At 60.0% G+C, this 21,308-nt stretch carries 18 protein-coding genes and 6 pseudogenes; 4 read left to right on the top strand and 20 right to left on the bottom strand.

Annotated features, from left to right (window positions below; all coding sequences use genetic code 11):
• From USDA257_RS32490 to USDA257_RS32470, 5 genes and pseudogenes are all read right to left on the bottom strand, one after another.
• The coding region (locus USDA257_RS32490) for an IS6 family transposase (RefSeq protein ID WP_174900830.1) at positions 1-391 on the bottom strand (391 nt) is incomplete at its 3' end.
• Positions 392-425: 34 nt separating this feature from the next.
• Positions 426-4,492, bottom strand: a pseudogene (locus USDA257_RS35190) (DEAD/DEAH box helicase family protein); the annotation flags it as partial.
• Between the two features lie 118 nt (positions 4,493-4,610).
• A pseudogene (locus USDA257_RS32480) lies at positions 4,611-5,011 on the bottom strand (DUF3085 domain-containing protein).
• A gap of 13 nt (positions 5,012-5,024) precedes the next feature.
• Positions 5,025-5,630 (bottom strand): DUF1419 domain-containing protein, encoded by a 606-nt coding sequence (locus USDA257_RS32475; RefSeq protein ID WP_014330959.1) that lies wholly within the window; start codon positions 5,628-5,630, stop codon positions 5,025-5,027.
• Positions 5,631-5,696: 66 nt separating this feature from the next.
• A pseudogene (locus USDA257_RS32470) lies at positions 5,697-6,041 on the bottom strand (toprim domain-containing protein); the annotation flags it as partial.
• 86 nt (positions 6,042-6,127) lie between these two features.
• On the opposite strand from USDA257_RS32470, the gene USDA257_RS35185 reads away from it, so the two are divergent.
• Positions 6,128-7,188, top strand: a protein-coding gene (locus tag USDA257_RS35185) for an IS630 family transposase (RefSeq protein ID WP_086018031.1) whose coding sequence is annotated in 2 segments (ribosomal slippage) — positions 6,128-6,620 and positions 6,620-7,188 — 1,062 coding nt in all. Because the reading frame shifts where the segments join, the coding sequence is not laid out codon by codon here.
• 18 nt (positions 7,189-7,206) lie between these two features.
• Here USDA257_RS35185 and USDA257_RS32455 read toward each other — a convergent pair.
• The 11 genes and pseudogenes from USDA257_RS32455 to USDA257_RS38200 form a co-directional block, all read right to left on the bottom strand.
• Positions 7,207-7,887: pseudogene (locus USDA257_RS32455) on the bottom strand (DUF3991 domain-containing protein); the annotation flags it as partial.
• On the bottom strand, positions 7,884-8,093 hold the full coding sequence (locus tag USDA257_RS35180) for a hypothetical protein (RefSeq protein ID WP_014330963.1): 210 nt from the start codon (positions 8,091-8,093) through the stop codon (positions 7,884-7,886). The gene USDA257_RS35180 and the pseudogene USDA257_RS32455, both read right to left, overlap by 4 nt.
• Positions 8,065-8,241 (bottom strand): hypothetical protein, encoded by a 177-nt coding sequence (locus tag USDA257_RS37310; RefSeq protein ID WP_014330964.1) that lies wholly within the window; start codon positions 8,239-8,241, stop codon positions 8,065-8,067. The genes USDA257_RS35180 and USDA257_RS37310 overlap by 29 nt, the downstream gene beginning before the upstream one ends.
• Positions 8,242-8,527: 286 nt before the next feature.
• Positions 8,528-9,526, bottom strand: a complete 999-nt coding sequence (locus USDA257_RS32445) for an AraC family transcriptional regulator (RefSeq protein ID WP_223843496.1) — start codon at positions 9,524-9,526, stop codon at positions 8,528-8,530.
• Between the two features lie 45 nt (positions 9,527-9,571).
• A complete protein-coding gene (locus USDA257_RS32440; RefSeq protein WP_014330966.1) occupies positions 9,572-9,772 on the bottom strand; it encodes a LuxR C-terminal-related transcriptional regulator in 201 nt (66 codons plus the stop codon).
• A 392-nt stretch (positions 9,773-10,164) separates the two neighbouring features.
• Entirely contained in the window at positions 10,165-10,968 is an 804-nt protein-coding gene (locus tag USDA257_RS32435) for an amino acid ABC transporter ATP-binding protein (protein WP_014857732.1), read from the bottom strand.
• A 10-nt stretch (positions 10,969-10,978) separates the two neighbouring features.
• The gene (locus tag USDA257_RS32430; RefSeq protein WP_014857731.1) at positions 10,979-11,626 is read right to left on the bottom strand and encodes an amino acid ABC transporter permease; all 648 of its coding nucleotides are present in this window, start codon (positions 11,624-11,626) and stop codon (positions 10,979-10,981) included.
• Positions 11,626-12,285, bottom strand: coding sequence for an amino acid ABC transporter permease (locus USDA257_RS32425; protein WP_014330968.1), 660 nt, complete (start codon positions 12,283-12,285; stop codon positions 11,626-11,628). The genes USDA257_RS32430 and USDA257_RS32425 overlap by 1 nt, the downstream gene beginning before the upstream one ends.
• A gap of 36 nt (positions 12,286-12,321) precedes the next feature.
• A complete protein-coding gene (locus USDA257_RS32420; RefSeq protein WP_014330969.1) occupies positions 12,322-13,170 on the bottom strand; it encodes a transporter substrate-binding domain-containing protein in 849 nt (282 codons plus the stop codon).
• Between the two features lie 36 nt (positions 13,171-13,206).
• A complete protein-coding gene (locus USDA257_RS32415; RefSeq protein ID WP_014330970.1) occupies positions 13,207-14,217 on the bottom strand; it encodes a glutamate cyclase domain-containing protein in 1,011 nt (336 codons plus the stop codon).
• Positions 14,214-14,573 carry a hypothetical protein gene (locus USDA257_RS38200; protein WP_223843495.1) on the bottom strand — a complete coding sequence of 120 codons (360 nt, stop codon included), beginning with the start codon at positions 14,571-14,573 and terminating at the stop codon, positions 14,214-14,216. Before USDA257_RS38200 ends, USDA257_RS32415 begins: the two co-directional genes overlap by 4 nt.
• Positions 14,574-14,630: 57 nt before the next feature.
• Here USDA257_RS38200 and USDA257_RS38195 point away from each other — a divergent pair, with 57 nt between their 5' ends.
• The gene (locus tag USDA257_RS38195) at positions 14,631-15,509 is read left to right on the top strand and encodes a hypothetical protein (RefSeq protein WP_223843494.1); all 879 of its coding nucleotides are present in this window, start codon (positions 14,631-14,633) and stop codon (positions 15,507-15,509) included.
• A 2-nt stretch (positions 15,510-15,511) separates the two neighbouring features.
• Here USDA257_RS38195 and USDA257_RS32405 read toward each other — a convergent pair whose 3' ends face one another.
• Genes USDA257_RS32405 through USDA257_RS32395 form a run of 3 tightly spaced genes read right to left on the bottom strand, consistent with a single transcriptional unit; the run spans position 15,512 to position 19,096 of the window.
• Entirely contained in the window at positions 15,512-16,645 is a 1,134-nt protein-coding gene (locus tag USDA257_RS32405) for a glutamate cyclase domain-containing protein (RefSeq protein WP_014330972.1), read from the bottom strand.
• Positions 16,646-16,668: 23 nt separating this feature from the next.
• Positions 16,669-18,174, bottom strand: a complete 1,506-nt coding sequence (locus tag USDA257_RS32400) for an aldehyde dehydrogenase family protein (protein WP_014330973.1) — start codon at positions 18,172-18,174, stop codon at positions 16,669-16,671.
• Positions 18,175-18,202: 28 nt separating this feature from the next.
• On the bottom strand, positions 18,203-19,096 hold the full coding sequence (locus tag USDA257_RS32395; RefSeq protein WP_014330974.1) for an NAD(P)-dependent oxidoreductase: 894 nt from the start codon (positions 19,094-19,096) through the stop codon (positions 18,203-18,205).
• A gap of 137 nt (positions 19,097-19,233) precedes the next feature.
• On the opposite strand from USDA257_RS32395, the gene USDA257_RS32390 reads away from it, so the two are divergent.
• Complete coding sequence (locus USDA257_RS32390; protein ID WP_014857727.1) at positions 19,234-20,217, top strand: LysR family transcriptional regulator; 984 nt, start codon at positions 19,234-19,236, stop codon at positions 20,215-20,217.
• A 60-nt stretch (positions 20,218-20,277) separates the two neighbouring features.
• Here USDA257_RS32390 and USDA257_RS35770 read toward each other — a convergent pair.
• Positions 20,278-20,826, bottom strand: a pseudogene (locus tag USDA257_RS35770) (IS3 family transposase); the annotation flags it as partial.
• 35 nt (positions 20,827-20,861) lie between these two features.
• Here USDA257_RS35770 and USDA257_RS32380 point away from each other — a divergent pair.
• Positions 20,862-21,140 (top strand): annotated as a pseudogene (locus USDA257_RS32380) (FCD domain-containing protein); the annotation flags it as partial.
• Positions 21,141-21,308: the final 168 nt, after the last annotated feature.

The following is a 21,308-nucleotide window of genomic DNA, read 5'->3' as shown; positions in this document are numbered from 1 at the left end:
TGAGCCACAGCAACTTGCGCATCAGGCGCTTTGCCGCCTTGGCATTTCGGCGGCTTTGCACCAGCACTTCGAGGACGAAGCCGTCCTGATCGACGGCACGCCAGAGCCACTGCTTCTTGCCATTGATGGCCACCACACATTCGTCGAGATGCCATTTGTCGCCCAGGCAGCCGGCTGACCGTCGCTTGATCTCCCGGGCGAAATGCCGTCCGAATTTCTCCGCCCAGCTTCGAATGGTCTGATGCGTGACGATGATGCCGCGGGACGCCAGCATGTCCTCAACCATGCGCAGGCTGAGCGGAAAGCGAAAGTAGAGCCATACCGCGTGCGCAATGATCTCAGCGGGATAGCGGTGGCGACGATAAAGCGGATCACGAGCAACTTCTGACATGGCCCATGTACGCACATCTTCCTCAGCCGTCGGTTAACTTTACGGTGCCATCGGTCTTGTTGTAGTCCTGCATGAAGGCGATTTCGGACGGGGGAACGCCGAGCCGGACGAGCTCATCGCGAATCCAGCGGTATGCCGAAAAGCCGCGGGTTTTCTCGACGTTGATCGTGCCGAGATCGGAGAAGATCATCTGCGCGGCGCCGGGCAGGTCATAGGACCTGCCGTCTGGGCGAAGATACGTGGCCCCGCTCGTCTCTTTCCAAATATGAAAGGCATTGCGAACGAGGAGGTTGAGCTTGTTATCCTCCTCATTGTCGTTAGCCGGCATGACGAGGCGAAGATCGATCGCCGCATGCCGGCCGTCGGTGATGACCGAGAGCAGGATATCGTCGCCGGGCTGCGCCGATCCCTCACGCATCTCGATCGCCTTGATGCGGGTGTCAAGGATCTGCTGATAGGACTTGAACGCAGGCGTGGGCTTGGCGGTCAGGATCTGCCGCCGGCCGGTGGAGATATCCGGCACCTTGACGTATTCGCGGAGATCCGCCGGCATGACGACATCAGCAAAGGCTCGGAACATGGCGATCAGTTCCGGGACATTGACGAAGCTCGCAAAGCGGCTGACCGGCTTGTATTTGCCGGACGGCTGGATCTCCAGCTCGGTCGTGGTATCGCCGAAGCAGGACGCCCAGGCATCGAATTCGTGCAGGCCGCGCTCGGCGAGAGCCTCGCGGCCGAGCAGGCGCTGGATCGAGAACATCTCACCGAGTGTGTTGGTGATCGGCGTGCCGGAAGCAAGCACCAGGGCGCGGCCCGGATTCTTCGTTTCGACGAACCGGGACTTCACATAGAGGTCCCAGGCGCGCTGCGAGCCGTTCGGGTCGATGCCCTTCAACGTGCTCATGTTGGTCGCGAAGGAAAGCTTCCGGAACTCCTGCGCTTCATCGACGATGATCTGGTCGACACCGATCTCGGAGATCGTCAGCAGATCGTCCTTTCGGGTCCCAAGCCCTTCCAGACGTTCCTGCAGGCCTTCCTTCAGCCGCTCGAGGCGCTTGCGCGAGACGCGGTCCTCGCTGTCCACCTTGGTCAGCAGATCCTCGTAGAGTTCCAGCTCATCGTGGATCATCTGTTGTTCGAAGGCCGACGGCACGGCGATGAACTTGAACGCCGAGTGCGTTATGATGATCGCATCCCAGGTGGCGGTCGCCGCGCGCGACAGGAAGCGGGCGCGCTTGTCCTTGGTGAAATTCGTCTCGTCGGCGACGAGAATGCGGGCATTGGGGTAGAGAGCGAGAAACTCGCGGGCAGCCTGTGCCAGGCAATGACCGGGGACCACGAGCATGGCCTTGGCGATCAGGCCCAGCCGCCGTTGCTCCATGATCGCCGCCGCCATCGTCATCGTCTTGCCGGCGCCGACCGCATGCGCAAGATAGGTCGAGCCGGAGGAGATGATCCGCCAGATGCCGCGTTTCTGGTGCCCATAAAGAACGAAGGCGCCAGAGGCGCCGGGAAGTTTGAGGTGAGCGCCGTCGAACCGTCTGGGCGCAAGGTTGTTGAACCGGTCGTTATAGACCCGCGCCAGCCGATCGGTGCGATCGGGATCGGTCCAAACCCAGTCCTGGAAGGCCTGTTTGATCTTCTGCAGCTTGTCGCGCGCGGCCTCGGTATCGACGACATTCAGCACGCGGCGCTCGCCACTGACATCCTTGAAGACGTCGAAGATCTGCGGAACACGGCTGTTCAGCGCATCGGCGAGCAGCTCACCGGCATCGCGGCGGCTTGTGCCCCATTCGGATGTTCCTGCAGCACTAAGCCCAAGCTGCCGGGCCTCCACGGTCCAACTCCCAAGCTCCGGCATATGGTGGATCCTGATGTCGGAGCCCATCATCTCCTTCACGAAGGTCACGACGTCGCTCGCCGGATCCACGGCGCCCCGAGGCGCGCGGTGATGTCGGAGGGGCGAAGGTCGGTCGGCTGAACCGCCTGAAGCGCGGGGACGTTGCGTTCGTAGGCTGGATCGAGTGCCGCCGCAGCTTCGGCGACGGCAAGCTTGGTGCGGACCGGACCGGCGATATAGGCATCCGCCGTCTGCCAGGAGCCATCGGCAGGATCCCGGAAGATCGCATCGCCGAGTTCGTCGACTACCGCATCAACGCGTCTGTGCAGCAGCTCGGCGATATGTTCGATGTCGACGCGGCCGCGTTCGTTGAGCACCACGGCCAGCGCGTCCGCAGCACTGGTGATTTCGGGCGGGGCAGGCGGCGCGATGACCCGTTCGGAAAAGATCGGACCTGGTTTCGCCGTATCGGTGTCGAGGTCGTAATCCTCGATCGAGGCAACCAGCCAGCAATCGGGATCGCCGAGGAAGGGCTGCAGGTTCGGACGGCGGTGCGTTTCGCGCACTTCGCCGGATTCCTCATCCTCGCTGATCGAGACCGTGGTGTGGTTGATCGGACCGAAGTCGCGCACGAAGCTCGACCAGGCGATGCGCAGCCGAACTTGCAGATCGCGCCATGGCCGATCCTGCTCCTGGGCCTTCAGCACCTCGCGCACGGCGTCGCGGATCGGAATCAACTTCTTGATGATGCCGACGTGCTTTTCGGACAGGCCTTCGCCTGATCGCCCTTTTCGTACATTCACCGCTTGCGGAGATCCGTCGACCATCTGCATGAGACCGCGGCTGATGTCGATGAAAAAACTTCCTTCCCTGACCTGTCGGTTCTCGGGCCGAAGATCGACGATCTCGCCGAGCTCGTCCTCAAGGTCGATGTCGATCGCGGTCGGCTCGCCGTCATAGCCGCCTTCGGGAAGGCGCCCGATTGCCTCCTCCAGAGCCGCCTGCAGATCCTCGTCGGCGCGCGGCCGGCAGGTGTAGGTTTCGCCAAAGGGCCCGGAGGTGAGGGCATGATCGCCGAGGACGAAACGGGGATGCTCTTCAAACCAGCGGTTCACTAGAATTGCGCCGTCATCTTGGCTTTCGGGCCGCACTTCCTGAAGATCGAGCCATGACAGATCATTCTCGACTTCGCCGGCCTTACGCTTGCGGAAGAAGAGAAGGTCGACGACGACATCCGTGCCGGCGTCCCGGCGGAAACTGCCCTCCGGCAGTCGGATCGCAGCGATCAGGTCGGCGGTCTTGGCGATATGTTCGCGCGCTGTCGCATCCGCCTTGTCCATCGTGCCGGAACTGGTGACGAAGGCGGCGAGCGCGCCGGGTTTCAGGAGGTCGATCGACCGGGCGATAAAGTAGTCATGGAGCCGGAGGCCGAGCGAGCGATAGGTCCGGTCAGACCGGACAGTCCGGTCGGAGAAGGGCGGATTGCCGATGGCGAGATCGTAGATCGGCGCCAGATCGGTTCGCGCAAAGTCGCCTTTGATGATGCGAGCCTTCGGCTGCAGCAGCTTGACGATCCGGGCGGTGACGGGATCGAGTTCGACGCCGGTGACGAAGGTCCTGTCGCGGAACGCCGTCGGCATCAGGGCTGGAAACAGGCCCGTACCGATACCGGGCTCGAGCACGCGGCCGCCACGCCAGCCCATGCGCTGCAAGCCCGACCAGATTGCCCGGATGATGAACTCCGGCGTGAAATGGGCATATTGCGTGCAGCGGGCGAGCGACGCGTAATCCCCATCTGAGACGGCACTTTCGAGCGAGCTGCCGAGCTCGCCCCACCCGGTCCGGAAATCGATCTCACCGGGGCGGCGGAACATCGTGTTCGCCAACTCCGAGGCCCCGAAGCCGGTGAAGCGGACGAGTTGTGCCTGCTCCTTCAGGGTCGCTGGCCTATCCTGCTTCTCGATGTTGTTCGCGATCAGGATCGCCGCAACATTGGCGCGGGCGCGATCCTTCCAGGATACGGCCAAGCCTCGATCCGCGTCGTCGAGGTAGAAGTTGCGCCGGTTGCACTGCCGCCGGGGCGCCGGACGTTCAATCGCCGCGACCGGCAAAGCCGGAGCGGGAGAGGGCGGCGTCGGTTCGGGGTCGTCGTCATTGGCCGCGACCGTATCGAAGCCGCCGAACGGTCTGACACCTAGGCCGAGGCCTGATGACAGCGCGCTGCTGCCGAACATGTCGAGAGTGAAGGGATCGTTGCTCATGAAATTTTCCTCGCAGATAGGCGAGCGTCATCACCCCGCGGGGGAGCACTTGCGGGACTGAAGGACGCTCAGGGTTTTGGGTTTTGTGGCCAAACGGGCCGGGCTGGTCGCGAAATGTCTAGGATTTCGCGATCAGATAGAGCTGCATCGAGTCTTGAAGGAATGCGACACGAAGGTGCGTCGCCTCCGGAGCCGCCGCCATCATGGCTTCGAGCTGTTCCGCATCGATGAAATCGACACCGTCATCGCCGCCGAATGTCCGGCGTTTGACAGCGAACCAGTCGTCATTGGTGCGGGGATCGCATTCCTCGGCATAGACGACAAAGGGCTTGGCACCATCGGCAGTTTGCCGTTGGACATCAGGTAGACACCCTGGTCGCCGACGAGCCAGAGCCCGGGCTGCTCGTCCTTGCCAGGGCGCAGGCCGTAATAGGGGTTACGAAAGCCGCCATGGGCTTCCGCGTCGGCACGTCCGCGGGCGATCGCCTCGCGGACCGATGTGAGCGGGAAAGAAAGCATCGTGAAGCCTCCTTCATGCGGCAATCGGCGAGGGAAGGTGGCGCAGTTGCACCGGCAGCTTGCCGGCGATTTCGTCGTCAGTCAGATCGTCGAGCAGTTTCAACATGCTGCCCGTCTTGCTGCCGTAGAGCAAGATTGTGCGCTTGCCGCACGCGGCTTCCGGCCAGCGATCGCCGGCATAGCCACGATAGTCGTCCGCAGTGATGCTCCAGATATGTTCCAGGCGTTCTTCGCGGGTCATGGCGCGCACCGGCCGGCTCTCACGCTCGATGATTGCCACGCGCATGCGCTCGACCGCTTGCCCATCGGAGAGATCGCAATAGCCATGGAAGTGTCGGATGTCGCCATCGATCCGCAAGGCGAAGAACACTGATGTCACGGAACCGGCGAGATACTCGCGCATAGCGAACATCGCGCCGCGGATCCAGAGCGGTGGCAGGATTTCGAACATGTAGTCATGCTCGACTTCCGTGATCTCGAACCATTCGCCGGCACAAAGGGGCGAGGCGTCGCCCTCCCAACGGTTCGGACGCTGGGCGTGCCGGTCGAACATCCGGAACATTTGCTGGCGTGACGCGACGCCTTGGAAGACCTTTCGGATTGCGGGAGAGGGATTCATCTGCGGCTCCTTCGAGATGGTTCGGGACCGAAGCGCAGCACTGTCCTATCGACCTTGCCATCCTCTTCAGTCCTTCATGACACCTTCCGGGCCGCCGGCATCGCGGCCGGCCGGGTCAAGGGCCGGCTCCGCCGGGCGAAGCTTCCCTTGACGCGGGCGGTGCGAATGCGGCACGCCGTCTTCCTTTCTTTCCCTCTTTTCTTTCTCCCTGATTTTCAGGGTCTCGTTCCAGTCCTCCTCGGGCGGGCGGAGCCGCGACCAGTCGCACCCGGTCTCGACAGCGAGCGCCCGCAACCGCTCGGCAAACAACTCCCCTTGGGGATTGGCGTCTGTCGCGGCGAGGAGGAGAGCATCGGGTCGCGAGGCCAACTGCCGCAGCGCCCCCTCCGTGGACGGCGACCATCCGCCCCCGTTATACCAACGAGCGCCGTTTCCGACTCTCAGGGATTCCCACGGGGCTTCGAATCTGAATCCATGCAGCAAACGGGAGGTTTGCGATGGGTTCAGCAATTTTGTTGCGTGATGATTTCGATGGGCGTGCTCTTCGACAGCTCGCACGGCAAACGAAGGATGCCAACCAGGCGCGGCGGTTGCTGGCGCTCGCCGAGATTTATGACGGCGGCTCGCGCTCGGATGCGGCACGGATCGGCAGCGTGACGCTGCAGATCGTCCGTGACTGGGTGCTGCGGTTCAATGCGCGCGGCCCCGACGGGCTGGTGAACGGCAAAGCACCCGGCGGCCGAGCGAAGCTGAACGTCGCTCAGCGCCATGCGCTGGCGAAGATCGTCGAAAGCGGCCCGATCCCTGCGATCCACGGTGTCGTCCGCTGGCGGCGCAAGGACCTGGTGCGGTGGATATTCCAGGAATTCCGCATCGCGATGGACGAGACGACTGTCGGCCGTGAGTTGAAGGCGCTCGGCTTCGCCAAGCTGTCGGCCCGCCCGCGCCACTACGCCCAGAACGAGCTGGAGGCAGAAGCTTTTAAAAAGACTTCCCCGCCGCTCTGGCGGAAATCCGAGGCCGGCTCCCGCGCGGCACCGACCTCGAGCTCTGGTGGGCCGACGAAGCGCGCATAGGCCAGAAGAACAAGATCACGCGGCGGTGGGCGCGTCGCGGAACCAGACCCTCCGCACCCTTGGATCAGCGCACCATGTGGGCCTACATCTTCGGGGCCGTCTGCCCGCGGAAGGGAAAGGGTGCGGGCCTTGTCCTGCCCTATTGTGATACCGAAGCCATGCAGCAGCATCTCGCCGAGATCAGCCAGGCCGTCGATGAGGGAGCGCATGCCGTGCTCATCCTCGATCAGGCCGGATGGCACGTCACGCCGAAGCTCAAAGTGCCGGACAACATCACCCTGATGTTCCTGCCGCCTCGTTCGCCGGAACTGAACCCCGTGGAAAACGTCTGGCAGTTCCTGCGCGACAACTGGCTCTCGAACCGCATCTTCAAAGACTACGACGACATCGTCGCCCATTGCTGCGCCGCGTGGAACAAGCTCGTCGACCAGCCGTGGAAGATCATGTCCATCGGACTCCGCGAATGGGCGCATCGGTCATGATCACCGCTCGTTGGTATTACTGAGATATACGGTTCCATCACGCAGCCCCTCGATGGCGGCAAGGCTCATGGCATCGATAGCAGCTTCAGTGACGGCCAGGCGCAACGCTGTGTCCGGCCCCAGACGGAAGAGACCCTTCGTTCCTCCGGAGGCAAAGCCCCGATACTCAGGCCCTCGCGCCTCCCAGCCGGTCACAGCGCCCGCATTGTCCGTATGCGCTGCCCACATGCTGCCATAGGGACCCTCCCGGAGGCGGTCTTGCCGGATTGTCGCGCGGAGCACGTTGGCTGGCAGGAAACGCTCGCCGGAGAGATAAGCCCACGTCGACGAGCCGGGCCACGGATAGCGGCGTCCCTGCCAACGCTCGGGCAGAGAAAGGTCGTGGTTTTGATCGGGCCTGGGCGCCTGCCATTCCGGCTCGTCGATCGTGAAACCGACGAGGTCGGCGACCCTCCCGGCGCCTTCGAGAAATCCGACATGATCGAGATGTTCGACAAGTCCGAACACATCCCCTTTCGCATCGCTGAGCGGATCGAACCATCCGCGCCCCTCATGAACCACGATGATGATTTCAGCGCCACGCCGAAACTTCACCGCCCGCCGGGTACTCTCCTTCGCATCGATGGCGAAGCCCGCATGCTCAAGAACAGCCGCACAGCCTACCCGTTCGCGCAGCGCCTCTATTTCCTTCCTGTTCATGCCTCTTCCTCTTTGCCTTGCTTGCCCGTCGCTTCGCGGGCGCACTTCCACCAGCCGCGAAGAGCAAAGGCGGCAAGGGCACGGCTGGCAATTGTCGGATCATGCAAGACCCGGCCGCGGCGCAGCCTCCCTTGCGGCCTGCCGCTCGCAAGCGGCACGCCGGAGGCACAGGCCGGCTCAATGAGCCGGCCATGGGAAGAACTCATGGACGATCTCAAGATCGTCATCGGCGTCGATCTCGTCGGAAGGAAGCACGCCGTACTCGCCGCCGACCGAGAAGAGGGTGACCGGGACCATCAGGTCGCGGGAGAGCTGGAAGGCGTGGGATTGAGCGAGGGAAAGATCGTGCGACATGTGAGAGGCTCCTTCGGGAGCGGGCCAATCCCGCTCGATGGCTCCTCAAAAGGCCCGACGGCGGGCGCGATCACCGCGAGGCGAAGCCGAAGCGGCCGCAGCTTGCTAGCGGACCCTTTACGGGTTGATCGTGGAAGATCCGGCGCCGGGCCAGGACGCCATCACAAAAGAGCGGGATTGGGCTGCTTCCGAAGGAGATAAAGGATCACGCACGCCTATTGGTCTGCGGCAGTTTCCCGCGCCACAACAATCGTGTCCACCTTCACCCTACCCACCGACCGGACACTCAGCGCATTCGGAGCGTATCCGAAGGCGTTTCGCCGAAAGCTTGATAATAGGCGGCGGCGAACCGCCCCATATGGGTGAACCCTTCATTGCGCGCCGCATCGGAAATCAATCGTGAGCCGTCATCGCCTAGGAGAGCTCTGCGGGCAGCTTCAAGGCGGATCGTTCTAAGATAGCCTAAAGGCGTGGTGCCTTTGAAACGCTGGAAGGCCGCCTGCAATGCCCTGACGCTTGTACCCGTCTCGGCTGCGATCAGAGCAGCCGTCATGGATTGCGCCAGGTTCGAGTGCATGTACTCGATCGTTCTTTTCACCTGCCACGAGACAGCCGGCGAGAGCGACTGTTCGAGCCGCGGCATGTAGCTGTTGGGAGCGACCTCCAGAAGTGCGATCATCGTCGCCTGAAATAGCCGCTCGATAGCGGCCGGTGATAGTCGATCTGCTTCGGAAAGATTGAGGCAACTCCAAACAAGATGGCCGAGCGCCGCCAACCGCAATCCTTTCTCGGAAGTCAGATCGACAATACGATCGAATTCGAGATCCGTCGTGACAGGACCATCCAGCAGTTCACTCACCTGCTGCACCATCGCCGCCTTTTCGAAGGAAAGGCCGATATGGTTGGAATGTTCATGAGGGGTTAGCTCGTCGAAGTACGCGAGATCCTCCAGAAAACCTGTTGCTCTCGTCGTCGGGAAGCTTTGTGTCCCGGCACGTATCTCCGGCGCGTTGGTGGACGGCAGGTAAAGAACGAATGCGTCGGGCGCGTCATCGAAGCCAAGTTTCAGGGCTGAACGGCACTTCCCCTCCCAAGCGCTGAAACGGCCGACGATGTAGTGTCGATCTTGGCCAGCGCTCCCGTGGCGGAGCGGTTCAACGCTCGTCGAAAGCAACGCGCTCGCGTCGTGCGCCGGCATCGCACCGGCGTCAGCCCGTTCAACTTCATATTTTGAGAGCGCACGATACGGCAACGAACCCTCCAAAACTTGCCAAACGCAGCGCAACGAGCGCGTCGCATTCTTCGTTCCCAGTCCCGCCAGCGGAGCCGGTCACTCGGGCTCTGAGAGATTGGCCTTCGCGATAGCTTCTTCCGTTGATCTTACCTCCAGCGCGGCAAGCGCGCGCTGGAGATAACCCTCGATATCGGCGACGCTCTTGCCCTCCAGCGAAGCGATTTCGGCGACGGTCCTACCTCGAGAAATCCATCGAAGGCAGGTCTTTTCAAGTGGCGAGAGTGTCCATTCCTTCATGACAAAAATCGCGCTCAGTTGCGCCGCGGTCGGCGGCAGGTTTGGTACCGGACGGCAGCATTGAAATCTCGGTAGAAGCCAAGACTGCGATGCCTCCGAGAAAAGTGGCTGCCGTCGAGACCTGTGCGACGGCAGCCGAGTTGCCCCGGGAGGAGGCTGGGAGTTCGATATCTCGTCTTCAACATTCGCATGTTATGTTATAACATATCGCGTAATCAAATTTATGGAACTTCTAGCGCTGCCCCGGCCGTGGACGGCCAAGCTTAAGTGCTTGGCCCGCACAGTTCGAGAGACTGGCCGCATGATCAAAAAATGCCTCTCCACTTTTCCGAAGCATGTCCCAGATGCAAGAGGCGATGATTCTGCTGGGTGTCGATCGTGGAGACAAGCATTCACCCTTCATGAGAGAGGTGACGTGACAGAAAACCACGGAACCGATCCGTTTGGGGATTGGTCATGATCTCTTCTGGCGGACCTTGCTCGACCACAACGCCACCATCCATAAAGACAACCCGATCGGCGACCCCCCTCGCAAATCCCATTTCGTGGGTAACAACAATCATTGTCATGCCTTCTTCGGCCAACTCGCGCATGACTTTGAGTACTTCCCCGACGAGTTCGGGATCGAGCGCCGACGTGACCTCGTCGAAGAGCATGACGGATGGTTCCATCGCAAGCGCCCGGGCGATAGCTACGCGCTGCTGTTGACCACCCGAAAGTCGCCCTGGATAGGCGTCGGCCTTGTGTTCCATTCCGACCTTGGCAAGGAGCTTCATGGCGATGTCACGCGCCTTGCTGTTGTCCATGCCCTTCACCTTGACCGGACCCATCATTACGTTCTGAAGAACGGTACGATGGGGGAAAAGATTGTAGCTCTGGAACACCATGCCGACGTGTTGGCGAAGGCTGGCGTTGTCAACTTCGCTTACCGGCCTGCGCGTGCCGTTCACCATCTTGTAGCCGACCGGGCGGCCCTCAACGGTAATGGTCCCCTGGTCGAAGTTCTCAAGGAAATTCACACAACGCAACATTGTGGATTTTCCCGACCCGCTCGGCCCAAGGATGACGACGACTTCACCGCGCTTGACGGATATGTCGATGCCCTTCAGGACTTCGAGTGTCGAGTAGGATTTGCGGAGACCTCTGATAGCAACAATATCGTCGCTCTGAGAAATCGGGGCAGCAGCTTGGTTCATGTTGGTCTCCTTAACTGTCAAAGGCCAAACGTTTGTCGAGCGCGCGTGCAGCGAGCGAAAGCGGGTAGCAGATGATGAAATAGATGAGCATAACGCCGAGAAAGATCTGGAATGCAGCAAGAGTGCGCTCCACCACTTCGCGGGCAGCGAAGGACAGCTCCCACGCTCCTACAATGGATGCATAGGATGTCTGCTTGATTGCCATAAGTGAGATATTGAGGACTGGCGCGATAACCAGGCGCATTGCCTGCGGAAGGACAATCTCCCGCATCATTTTGCCTTTGCGCATTCCAAGGCTTTTGGCAGCCTCTGTCTGTCCCGTCGGCACGCCGGCAATCGCCCCGCGCGTCGCTTCGGCAACAAAAGCACCCACATAAACGATCATGGAAATGGCGACCGCCGTATATGCATCCAGCCGCAAACCCAAAGCGGGAAAGCTGTAGAAACCGAGAAACATGATCACCAGAACCGGCACGCCACGGAACAGGAAAATGTAGGCAGTGATGATGGAACGGAGGATTGCTCCGCCAACAGATGCCAGGACACCAATCCCGACGCCAAGCGCCGTGCCGCAGGAGACGACGATTGCTGACAGTATGACGGTGTATACCGCGCCTTGTAGCAGGTAAGGCAAATTCGATTGAAGGACAGGAAACATCAGCCATACCTCCGGGCCGCACGCACTTCGATGATACGAAGGACCAGGCCGAGCGTGCTTGTGAGAATGAGGTAGAAGAACGCGACTGCAATGAAGGCTTCAAAGGACGCGCCCGATCGTTCGATCGTCATCTTACCGGTCAAGGTCAGATCCATGACGCCGATGGCCGATACAAGTGAGGTGTCTTTGACGAGGACGATGAGTTGGTTACCGAGCGCCGGCAGCACCTTGATAAACGCCTGCGGCAGAATGACGAGACGGATGACCGCGAATCTGCGCATGCCAATCGCGCTACCGGCTTCCCATTGCCTCTGGCTTAGGGATTGAATTCCGGAACGCAGGATCTCGGAAAGAAATGCGCCGTGCTGCGAGGCGATTGCGATTACACCGCAGACGATGCTGCTCCAGAAGAGGCCGAGAAGAGGCAGCCCGAAATAAAGCAGGTACATTTGCACCAGAAGCGGCGAATTGCGCATAACCTCGACATAGGCATCAACCAATCTGCTGGCCCATGTCCATTGGGCGAGCCGGGGTATAATCAATACAATGGCCCAAATCAGTGCCGCAGGGGCGGCGAGAGCCGCTACCCCCGCAGTAATCAGGAACCCGTCGGCAAACGCCGGAAGATATCTGGTGAAGAAAATTACGAACGCGTCCAATGGTGTTCCCCTTGTTATTTTGAACCCAAAGACCGACTACTTCTGTGGCTGATTGAGATACCATTTGACGTTCAAGGGCTTCGTACCGAACCACTTTTCATAAATCTTGCTGTAGTCGGCAAAGAGGTATCCACCGGTCATTTCGCTGACCGTGAGATCTAGATACTGCCACAGGCGGAAGTCGCCGGGTTTCATGAAGATGCCAGTATTTACGACATCTGTCAGTCGCTCCTCGATGACGCGCATGTCGGGGTTCTGTTTGACATACCAGGCGGCGACCGGGCCATCCAACTGTGCCCCTTGCGCACGACCAAGCTTCACGGCATTGAATTGGGCCGCAATGCCGTCGAAGGTGGCGATCTGTGCGCTCGGGAAGAGGCGTTTGGCGCGTTCCTCCTGGGTCGGCGTCGTCAGATTGGCAATCGTGACGTCCGACTTGTTGAAGTCGGCGAGCTTCTGAAACGGCGCGTCCTTGCGAACGATCATCACGACACCACCGTCGATGTAACTACGGGTGAAAGCGACCTTCTGAGCGCGATCAGCATAAATGCTCGTAGTCTGCGCGCCGAAGTCGATTGTGCCGTTCTGAGCATTCGGCCAGCGTTGGGCTGCACTCTGACGTACAAACTCGACCTTGGTTTCGTCGCCGAATGTCGCCTTAGCAATCAGCTTGGCTATGTCGATATCGAAGCCGACCAGTTCGCCCTTCTCATCGACAAATCCGAACGGCGGAGATTCGCTCGACACGCCAACGATCAGTTTTCCGCGAGACAGAAGCTCATCAAGCCGCGATGTTTCTTGGGCATGGGCTGCTCCCGCAACGACCATGGTTGCCAACGCGCCGGCGAAGACCGAACGCAGCTTAGAAAGAAATCCATTTTTCATTTTCATTCCCCTTGTGGTTGTATTGCGCCTGCACAATCAGCGCAGCGCGGGTCGAACGATCCCCTCGATAATCTCGGAAATCGCAAGATGGGTGGAAAGTGGTATACCATCGACATTTGCGTCGATCAGTCCGTCGACAGAGTTGATCAGGCCGATATCGACACCACGCTTGAGAAGAGTGGCTTCCATTTCTGGCTTGTGAAGGAGCCGGATGTCCTTCAACCGAGCGGCGAGCGCGCCGACGATAGCGTAGCAACCCCAATTTGAGACCGCCGCCGTGACGAGAATATCGGAGCCGGTCATGGCGCCGATCCCGGCGCCACCTTCCGGTCGCGCGTCACCAAAACGGACGTGCTTATGAACTGCTTCCTTGATCGCACCCATTCCGATTTCATTGCCGCCGTCGCCGACTGCCACGGTCAAAACGCCGCGCTTGTTGGCTTCATCGAACACATAATCGATGCGCGCGCGGTCCATGCCGTAGTCCACACCACGCATGCTGCAATAGATGCCGTCGGCATTGCGACCGACGCGTTCGGTCGAAAACAGCAGGACGGGGTTTAATTCGTCCAGAATGCGGCAAGCTTCGGCGGGGGCGTCCTCATCCTTGGTCGTAAATGGCAGAAGCGATACGACGGCGAGGCTCTTGTCGCGGGCGGCAATCTTAGCCTGTTCGACTGGAACGACGGTCAGGCCCGCCGTCGTCATGAGCTTGCCGATTGGCTCGATCAAGGTCGCCTCCGCGAGAACGACACACAGCGCCTTGCGGGAAAGGCTGATTGCGCGCACCACCGCCGCCAGACCAGCCGGACCGTCATTCTCGCCGATCTCTGGGGAGATCCAGGCGCGCGAAACCGAACCCGTTGTGACCAGTACGACATCCTCGTGGTTCAGCGCGGCAAGTTTATCGGCCGCTGCTCCCACCGGCGATGCTCCAAGCAATAGACGGGTAGCCGCAGAAAGATGCTCGACGCCGCGGCCGCCCAGGTCGAGATTGACCAGCCGGTCGAGCCGGTCGTCCATGGCGGCGAAATTCGAAGTGGTCATGCGAAATCTCCCAGGATCAGCGTCTTCATGGCGTTTTCATCAGTGACAATGTCTGCAACCTTGGTAATGCAGTCATCGACCGCATCGACGACGGCGCTCACGCCACCGACACTTGCAAGGGCATCAAGAGTCGGTTTCAGACGCAGCGAAACGCGCGCACCGGGCTGGCCATGCGTGTTGACAGTCAAAATGCCGTGGTCTGCCAGAAGGAGCATGCCGAGTGCCGCAGTCGCCTCGCAGGGCACGACATTGAGCGCATCGGCCGAGATCGACGCACGTTCGAGAATGATAGCGAGCACGGCGTCTTCATTGACCATGGGTCCAAGGTCGCTGCGCATGACAACGCCCGCGCCCATCGCTGCCTCAAGTGCGGCGGCAAGTTCCTGACCGGCCGCCGCCTCCTGTGTCAGATGATGAGGATCGAATTTTTGAAGAGAGCGAAGCACGGCCGCCGCGATTGGAGCACGAGCTTCCATACCATACTCGGCAGCTTTGGCGCCTGCGGCCATGACGAGACCGGAACGGCCGACCAGCACGCCAGCGCGCGGCCCCGAAAGTCCGGCCTTATCGCAATTGGTGATCGCGAGATCCGCACCGAGTGCAAGAGCTTTCTGCCCTCCGTGCAGTACAGGGCGAAGGCGAGCCCCGTAGGCCTCATCGAGAAGGACAATGGCTCCAGCTTTGTGGGCTTCCTCGACCACGGCTATCGTAAAAGCGTCATCGAGCCGAGCCAGAGCGCTCGTAACGGTGGTTACGATAACCAGACAACAATCCGCAATGTGAGTGCGCCAATCTTTGTCCGAGGTAACTTCCTTCAGCCCGACCCTGGCGAGTGTACATCCACGTACGACCGACGCGTGAGATCGATCGCCGGCAGGCACGACCGAAAGTACCGGCTTTCCGCCGGCGAGTGCGGCGATCGTCGCTACGATCCCGGCGCTGGTGCGATTGAAAACGGCACATCCGTCATCACTTCGTCCGCCAAGATGTTCGATGGCGACCGCGCGGAGCTCCTCGGCATAAAGACCAGGACCAATCCATTCCTCGCAATTTGTGTTCAGGTCTTCCGGACGAACTGGAAAATCGCGCTGGTTTCCTGTGAAAACGCCGATCGATCGCGGTCCAAGTGCCTGGACGCGCTTTGCCGCGACGGTCTGTCCATGGCGAAGGCGTTTAGCCTCCTCGATACTGGATTTGATGATCGAGCCACGCGCGAAACCGACGACCGGATCGATCTCATTACCGAAGGTGTCCCGGCGAGCTGTCTGACTTTCGCTCTTTTGCGTGGATAGGCTCATAGGTGATAACCTCCTTTGGCCTGGGCATCATCGAGCACCGAAAAAATCGGTAGGTCCGCCTCGCTGGATGCTGTGGCCGCGTTTTTGAGTTCGGATTTCGAAGTTGCAGAAATTGCGATGCTACGCATCAGCTCGGAGACGCCTGAGTGGCCTCGCCAGTCGATACCATCGACAGCGAGTGCGGGACGCGAAGTCGCCCCGTCGAGCGCGCCCGCTGCAATGCAAGCGACAATGAACGCATGTTCCCGATCGCCACTGTGCGCGAGATTCTCATCGTCGAGCGCTATCGCGAGAGCCCCGGAGACCGCATAAGCTCCCCAATTGGATACGGATGCACTGACGAGAACGTCGGTTTCGGTGATGGTGACCACACCCGTCTCGTCAGGCTGCGAGCGACCACCGCGTGGCAAGAGGGCGGCGACCGCTTCACGAATTTTTCCGAACCCGATTTCGTTACCGCCGTCGCCGATTCCGACCGTCAGCACGTTTCGCTGTTTCGCCTCGTAGGCCAGGCGATAGACATCTGCGACGGTTCCCGGCGGGCGGCGATCGCCACGAATGCCATGATAGTGGCCAGCTTCGTTCGGACCATCGCGCTCTACGAAAATGACGGCCGTCGGTTTCAGACGATCAAAAATATCGGTGGCGGCGGCTAGACCTTCTGCCTCGCCTTTCGGAAAAATGGCTGTGGTGATCGAGCCCTGCGACTGCGCAACGTCCTCGATGACTCGAACGCAGGCATCGACAGCGGGCATATGCTCGTCCTGGGCGACAAGCGTAACATTCGCGCCAAATCCGAGCGCCAGGCTGCGCGCCAGCGCCACAGCACCGGGCGGACCGTCGGTCTCCCCGAGAGGCAGCTTCGGCGCAACGCCTGCGCCGGTCGCGACAATAACATCTGATCCTGGGCGTATTGCTGCAAGCAGCTTTCTTGCCGCGAGCGTCGAGGAAGGCTCGCCTTGTACCGCGCGACAGGCCAGATACGTCGGGACGACGATTCCAGCCGGAAGCCCGCCCGTTAGCGGGCGGACCTCTAGTGTCATAAGTCGATCGAAACGCTCGCCAAATACGCATAGGCGCTCGATATCGGCCGTCGTCAGCTTGCTATTGATGGAAAGCGTTTTGGGCATCGACTTGGCTCTTATCCGTAACTTCAGAGGTTGACCGTGACGCTTTTGCGGGCCGTGTAGGCCTCAAGAGCACCTTCGATGGAGTATTCGGATCCAATACCGCTCTGCTTGATGCCGCCATAGGACATGCCGGGGATCTGGCCGCCGGCGCGGTTGATCTGGAGCCAACCGGCGTCGATCCGGCTCGCCGCATTGAGAGCCGTGGTTAGGTCATTGGCAAAGATATAGGCGGCAAGGCCATAGTGGGTGTTGTTTGCCCACTCGATAACCTCGACTTCACTCGTCCATGGAATGGCAACGAGAACAGGGCCGAACACCTCTTCCTGCACGATGCGCCAGTCGTTGGTGAGGCCTTTGAGGACGGTCGGCTTCGGGAAGAATCCGACGTTCCTGCCAGCCGCGGGCGGGACTTCACCGGTTACCACTTCGGCGCCCGAGTTAACCGCCTCGGAGATGAACTCCCGAACAGCGCTGTAGCGCTCCTCGTTGATGATCGCGCCGATATCGGTCTCTTCGTCAAGGGCGTCGCCGATCTTCATTACGGCAAGCTTCTCGACGACCTTCTTCAAGACAGGCTCGAATACATCCTGATGGACATAAAGACGTGAACCGGCAGTGCAGGACTGCCCCTGACGAGCAAACCGCATCGCATTAATGATGTTCGCTGCAAGGCCATCGATCCTGTCGTCGGTCGCGGCGTCCGGATAGACGATGGTTGGGCTCTTGCCCCCAAGCTCCAATGTGGCGCGAGCAATACGGTCGGCGGCGGCATGGGCGACCAGTTTACCGACCTCGACCGAACCCGTGAAAGAGATCTTTGCAACGTCCGGATGGCCGGATAGGGCAGCACCTGCTACTTCACCTACGCCGGTCACGACGTTGAAGACGCCGTTCGGGAACAGATCGGCTGCAAGCTCTGCGACTCGGATGACCGCAAGCGGCGCGTCTTCGGCAGGCTTCAGGACGAGCGTATTGCCAGTGCCAAGAGCCATGCCTATCTTGACGGCGGCGAGAACCAGCGGTGAATTCCACGGTATGATCGCACCGACGACGCCAAGCGGCTCGCGCGTCGTGTAGCTGAACAGACCCGGGCCAAGCGGAAGCGTTTCGCCCTTTTGTTCGGCGACCGTTCCGCCATAGTAACGCAGCACTTCAATGGAACTCATGACTTCCGGACGGCTCTGCGTACGCAGCGCGTTTCCGGTTTCTGCAGCGAGAATGCGAGCGATCTCTTCCGAATGCGCTGAGACACGATTGGCAAGCTCCGTCAGGAGCGCGCCGCGCGTACGCGATGCCAGACGCCGCCACGAGGGAAACGCTGCCTTCGCCGCGGCAACTGCAGCATCGACATCTTCTCTGTCCGCCGCGCCGATCGTCGTAATGACGCTGCTGCGGCAGGGATTGATGATGTCGAGCATCGCGCCAGATACGGGCTTGACCCATGCTCCATTGATCAGTTGACCGGAAAGGCCAGCGGTTGGCAAAATGACTTCCGCCGTGTCATTCCGGACTTTAGCTGTCTGAGACATTGTTCGTTCCTTGGTTGAATGCGGGTGATCAGGCGCTTGCGGGCAGGCGCAGTTCGACTTTCAGAAGATTTTCGAAAACTTCTGCTACGCTCGTGGAATCCTTGCCTCCAAGACCTTCGGCGCGTGCCATATTGTAGATTTGGCGGACCATCTGACCGAGCGGCATGGGGTAAGCCGAGAACTCCTCGAGGCACAGGGAGATGTCCTTGTGCATCAGATCGAGTGCGAAGTTTGCAGGACGCTCTTCGGTGAAAAGCGTTTTTGGGAGGTAGTCGAGCATCTTGCTGCCCGCGAGTCCGCCGGACAGGACTTCCGTCAGAACAGATAGGTTCGCGCCGGATTTGACGCTGGCGGAAAGCACTTCGCCTAGGGCAACGGTATTGATTGCCGTCAGGAGGTTATGGGCGAGTTTGGTCAGTTGGCCAGAACCGACAGGGCCGCAATGCACAATGCGGCCGGCGATCGGGCCGAGGACCGGGCGGGCTGCATCGAGAACGTCTTGGCTTCCGCCAGCCATAACCAGAAGAGTCCCGGCGCTGGCGCCGGCGACACCGCCGCTGACCGGCGCGTCCATGAAGTGAACGCCCTTCGCTTCGCACTGTGCTGCAATGGCCTTGGTTGTCGATGCATCGACTGTGCTGAAGTCGATAACCGTAGCGCCCGCGGCCACTTTCTTGAGGATACCATTCTCGCCGGTAATGGCGTCGCGAAGAGTGGCAGGACTCGGCAGGCTGCTGAGAACAAACATGGCTGGCGCGGCGGCGGCACTCGGCGATGCCTCAACGACAGCGCCTTTTACAGCAAGCTCAGCGGTAGCCGCCGTGTTGGGATCAAAAACGTGGACCACATGACCTGCATCGAGTAGGCGAAGCGCCATTCTCGAACCCATCCGACCAACACCAATAAAAGCAACCGTAGTCATCTTGTACCTTCCTCGTGATGAGCCAATAGACTCTGTCCAAAAAAGGGGAGGCCAAGAAAGACGATCCGACAGCACGCGCGGTCGAGCGATCACTCTCTAATTGTTCCCCTTTTTTACGTATTGATCACAGAAAATGAGTGAAAGAAAAGGCGACGCTTGATAACACTACATGTAAGAAAAACTTACGGACTGCGTTTATCATGCTCAATCTCTCACGGCTGCAACTTCTTCATGAGCTCTCGGTCCTTGGCACGATTTCGGCGGTTGCAAGATCCCTGAACCTGACGCGGCCCGCTGTCTCGCAGCAACTCTCTCTCCTTGAGAAGGAGCTTGGCCTCGTTCTGTTCGAGCGCTCGGGGAGAGGTGTACGCTGGACATCGGCCGGCGAGCGTTTGTTGGCCGGCATTGGCGGAATACTTCAGGCCGTGAACGAAGTAGAAGCGGATCTCGCGCGAACTGCACAAACGGTGACCGGCGACTTGCGTATCGCTGCATTCGGTTCAGCAGCTGCAACTATCATCCCACAAGCGATTACCCAGCTGGCAAAACAGCACCCCTCGCTGGAGATCTTTTTCAACGAAATGGAGCCGGGTGACGGCCTCAAAGCGACTGCGACGAAGCAGGTCGACATCGCAATCGTAGACGATCTAACTGGGACGGAAAACTTCGCGCACCAGCTGGACTTCCAGCCCCTTTACATCGACCCCTTTAAAGCCGTTGTTTCAGTCGATCACAGATTAGCGGGCACTGGACGAAAGTCGGTCGAACTATGGGAACTTGCCCAGGAAAAATGGGCCCTGAACCAATCAGCCATTGGCTATCAGACGTTCATCGTGAACGCGTGCCATGCGGAGGGATATACGCCACAAATCATGTCGAGCTGCCGCAACATTGCAGCGACATTGGAGTTTGTGCGAACCGGAAGCTTCGTTACCGTTCTTCCAGGTCTTGCGACGCACAATATACTGCTCGATCCCGATTTTCGGTGCCTGGACCTACGCCCTGTAACACAGCGGCGACTTTTTTCGGCATTCGCAAAGGGAAGCAAAGCTCGGCCCGCCATTTCTGCTGCATTGGAAGCGTTCGAACACGCATGTTCGATATTCATCGATCATCGATGATCACCAACCAGACAGGAGAAGCTCGCACGGCTCGGTTTGTCTGAACAGTTTCGGGCGTGTGTGACCTGGCGCTGGTTTGGAGGCGTTAGGGCGACGGTATATTGTCTCGATGCCCACCTTGTTTATCAGTGTGGCGACGTGCCGCCGCCCAGTTTCCAGGCCTTCTCCTCTCAAGAGCCCTTGCAAGATACGACTTCCGGCAAAAGGGTAGTCGAGATGTAGTTCGTCGATCCCCGAGCGAATGCGACGCATTCGTCCGCCGCCGCCTCAGAGCCAGATCGCTGTGCCACACTGAACGTGGAGAATAGTAGACGGCTGCCACGGCTGAAGCCGAGAAGCTTCACCTGGCGCACGACGGATAGCCTATGATCGCGGTCGATCATTTGTTGTCCCGCATCAATCCGCCTTGCCCAGCGCACCGGATAAAAAATCGTTCTCCAGCGTCAGTGCGCCGATTTTGGCGTGCAGCGTTTTCACATCGACGGTTGGACGCGCCGGTTCCGCCTTCGCTTCATCACCGAATACGCCTGTCGCCCCCTCAAGGAGCGGTCGTCTTGTATGGTCTCTCCTGTTCCCGGCATCTAAGCCGAAGTCAGGCAGAAATTCCACTTATCCTAGCTGTGCAGATTTCCCGAGCCAGCTCTTACTACGACAACGAGGAATTCCATAAGGCGATCTATGCGGCCAGCCGAAGCGAGTTTCTCGAGGAACAATGCCTGCAACTGCACCGGCGCCTGCGGCCCTACCGCCGCCTGCAATTGCGCGTGCGCAATCGGTTGTCGACGTCTTTCTCGGAACATTGCGCCATCGTCGATGCGATCTTTGCTGGAAACGGAGAGGACGCCCGCCGCCTGCTGCGGGGACATGTCGGCATTCAGGGCGAGCGGTTCAGCGATCTCGTTGCAAGCATGGCGGCCAGATAATCCCGGCGACGCCGAACGCACGGGTATTGTCGCTTAGCAACGCTGGTCGGTCAGCCAGTCGGCAAAAATGCGTGCCAGTCGCCTCTGGCTGCCCGATTTCGGATAGGCGATATAATGCCCGATATATCGGTTGTCCCGGAATTTCCCGGCAAACGCTTTGACCGGCAC

Source organism: Sinorhizobium fredii USDA 257 (assembly GCF_000265205.3).
GTDB classification, from domain to species: Bacteria; Pseudomonadota; Alphaproteobacteria; order Rhizobiales; family Rhizobiaceae; genus Sinorhizobium; species Sinorhizobium fredii_B.
This window is presented reverse-complemented; position numbering and strand designations above follow the sequence as displayed.

Bases quoted from the DNA above. Each gene is read 5' to 3' on its own strand.
- USDA257_RS32475 (WP_014330959.1), bottom strand. From the start codon at position 5,630: ATGAATCCCTCTCCCGCAATCCGAAAGGTCTTCCAAGGCGTCGCGTCA.
- USDA257_RS35180 (WP_014330963.1), bottom strand. From the start codon at position 8,093: ATGAGTTCTTCCCATGGCCGGCTCATTGAGCCGGCCTGTGCCTCCGGC.
- USDA257_RS37310 (WP_014330964.1), bottom strand. From the start codon at position 8,241: ATGTCGCACGATCTTTCCCTCGCTCAATCCCACGCCTTCCAGCTCTCC.
- USDA257_RS32440 (WP_014330966.1), bottom strand. From the start codon at position 9,772: ATGAAGGAATGGACACTCTCGCCACTTGAAAAGACCTGCCTTCGATGG.
- USDA257_RS32435 (WP_014857732.1), bottom strand. From the start codon at position 10,968: ATGAACCAAGCTGCTGCCCCGATTTCTCAGAGCGACGATATTGTTGCT.
- USDA257_RS32430 (WP_014857731.1), bottom strand. From the start codon at position 11,626: ATGTTTCCTGTCCTTCAATCGAATTTGCCTTACCTGCTACAAGGCGCG.
- USDA257_RS32420 (WP_014330969.1), bottom strand. From the start codon at position 13,170: ATGAAAAATGGATTTCTTTCTAAGCTGCGTTCGGTCTTCGCCGGCGCG.
- USDA257_RS32415 (WP_014330970.1), bottom strand. From the start codon at position 14,217: ATGACCACTTCGAATTTCGCCGCCATGGACGACCGGCTCGACCGGCTG.
- USDA257_RS38200 (WP_223843495.1), bottom strand. From the start codon at position 14,573: ATGGGCGCGGGCGTTGTCATGCGCAGCGACCTTGGACCCATGGTCAAT.
- USDA257_RS38195 (WP_223843494.1), top strand. From the start codon at position 14,631: ATGAGGATCGAATTTTTGAAGAGAGCGAAGCACGGCCGCCGCGATTGG.
- USDA257_RS32405 (WP_014330972.1), bottom strand. From the start codon at position 16,645: ATGCCCAAAACGCTTTCCATCAATAGCAAGCTGACGACGGCCGATATC.
- USDA257_RS32400 (WP_014330973.1), bottom strand. From the start codon at position 18,174: ATGTCTCAGACAGCTAAAGTCCGGAATGACACGGCGGAAGTCATTTTG.
- USDA257_RS32395 (WP_014330974.1), bottom strand. From the start codon at position 19,096: ATGACTACGGTTGCTTTTATTGGTGTTGGTCGGATGGGTTCGAGAATG.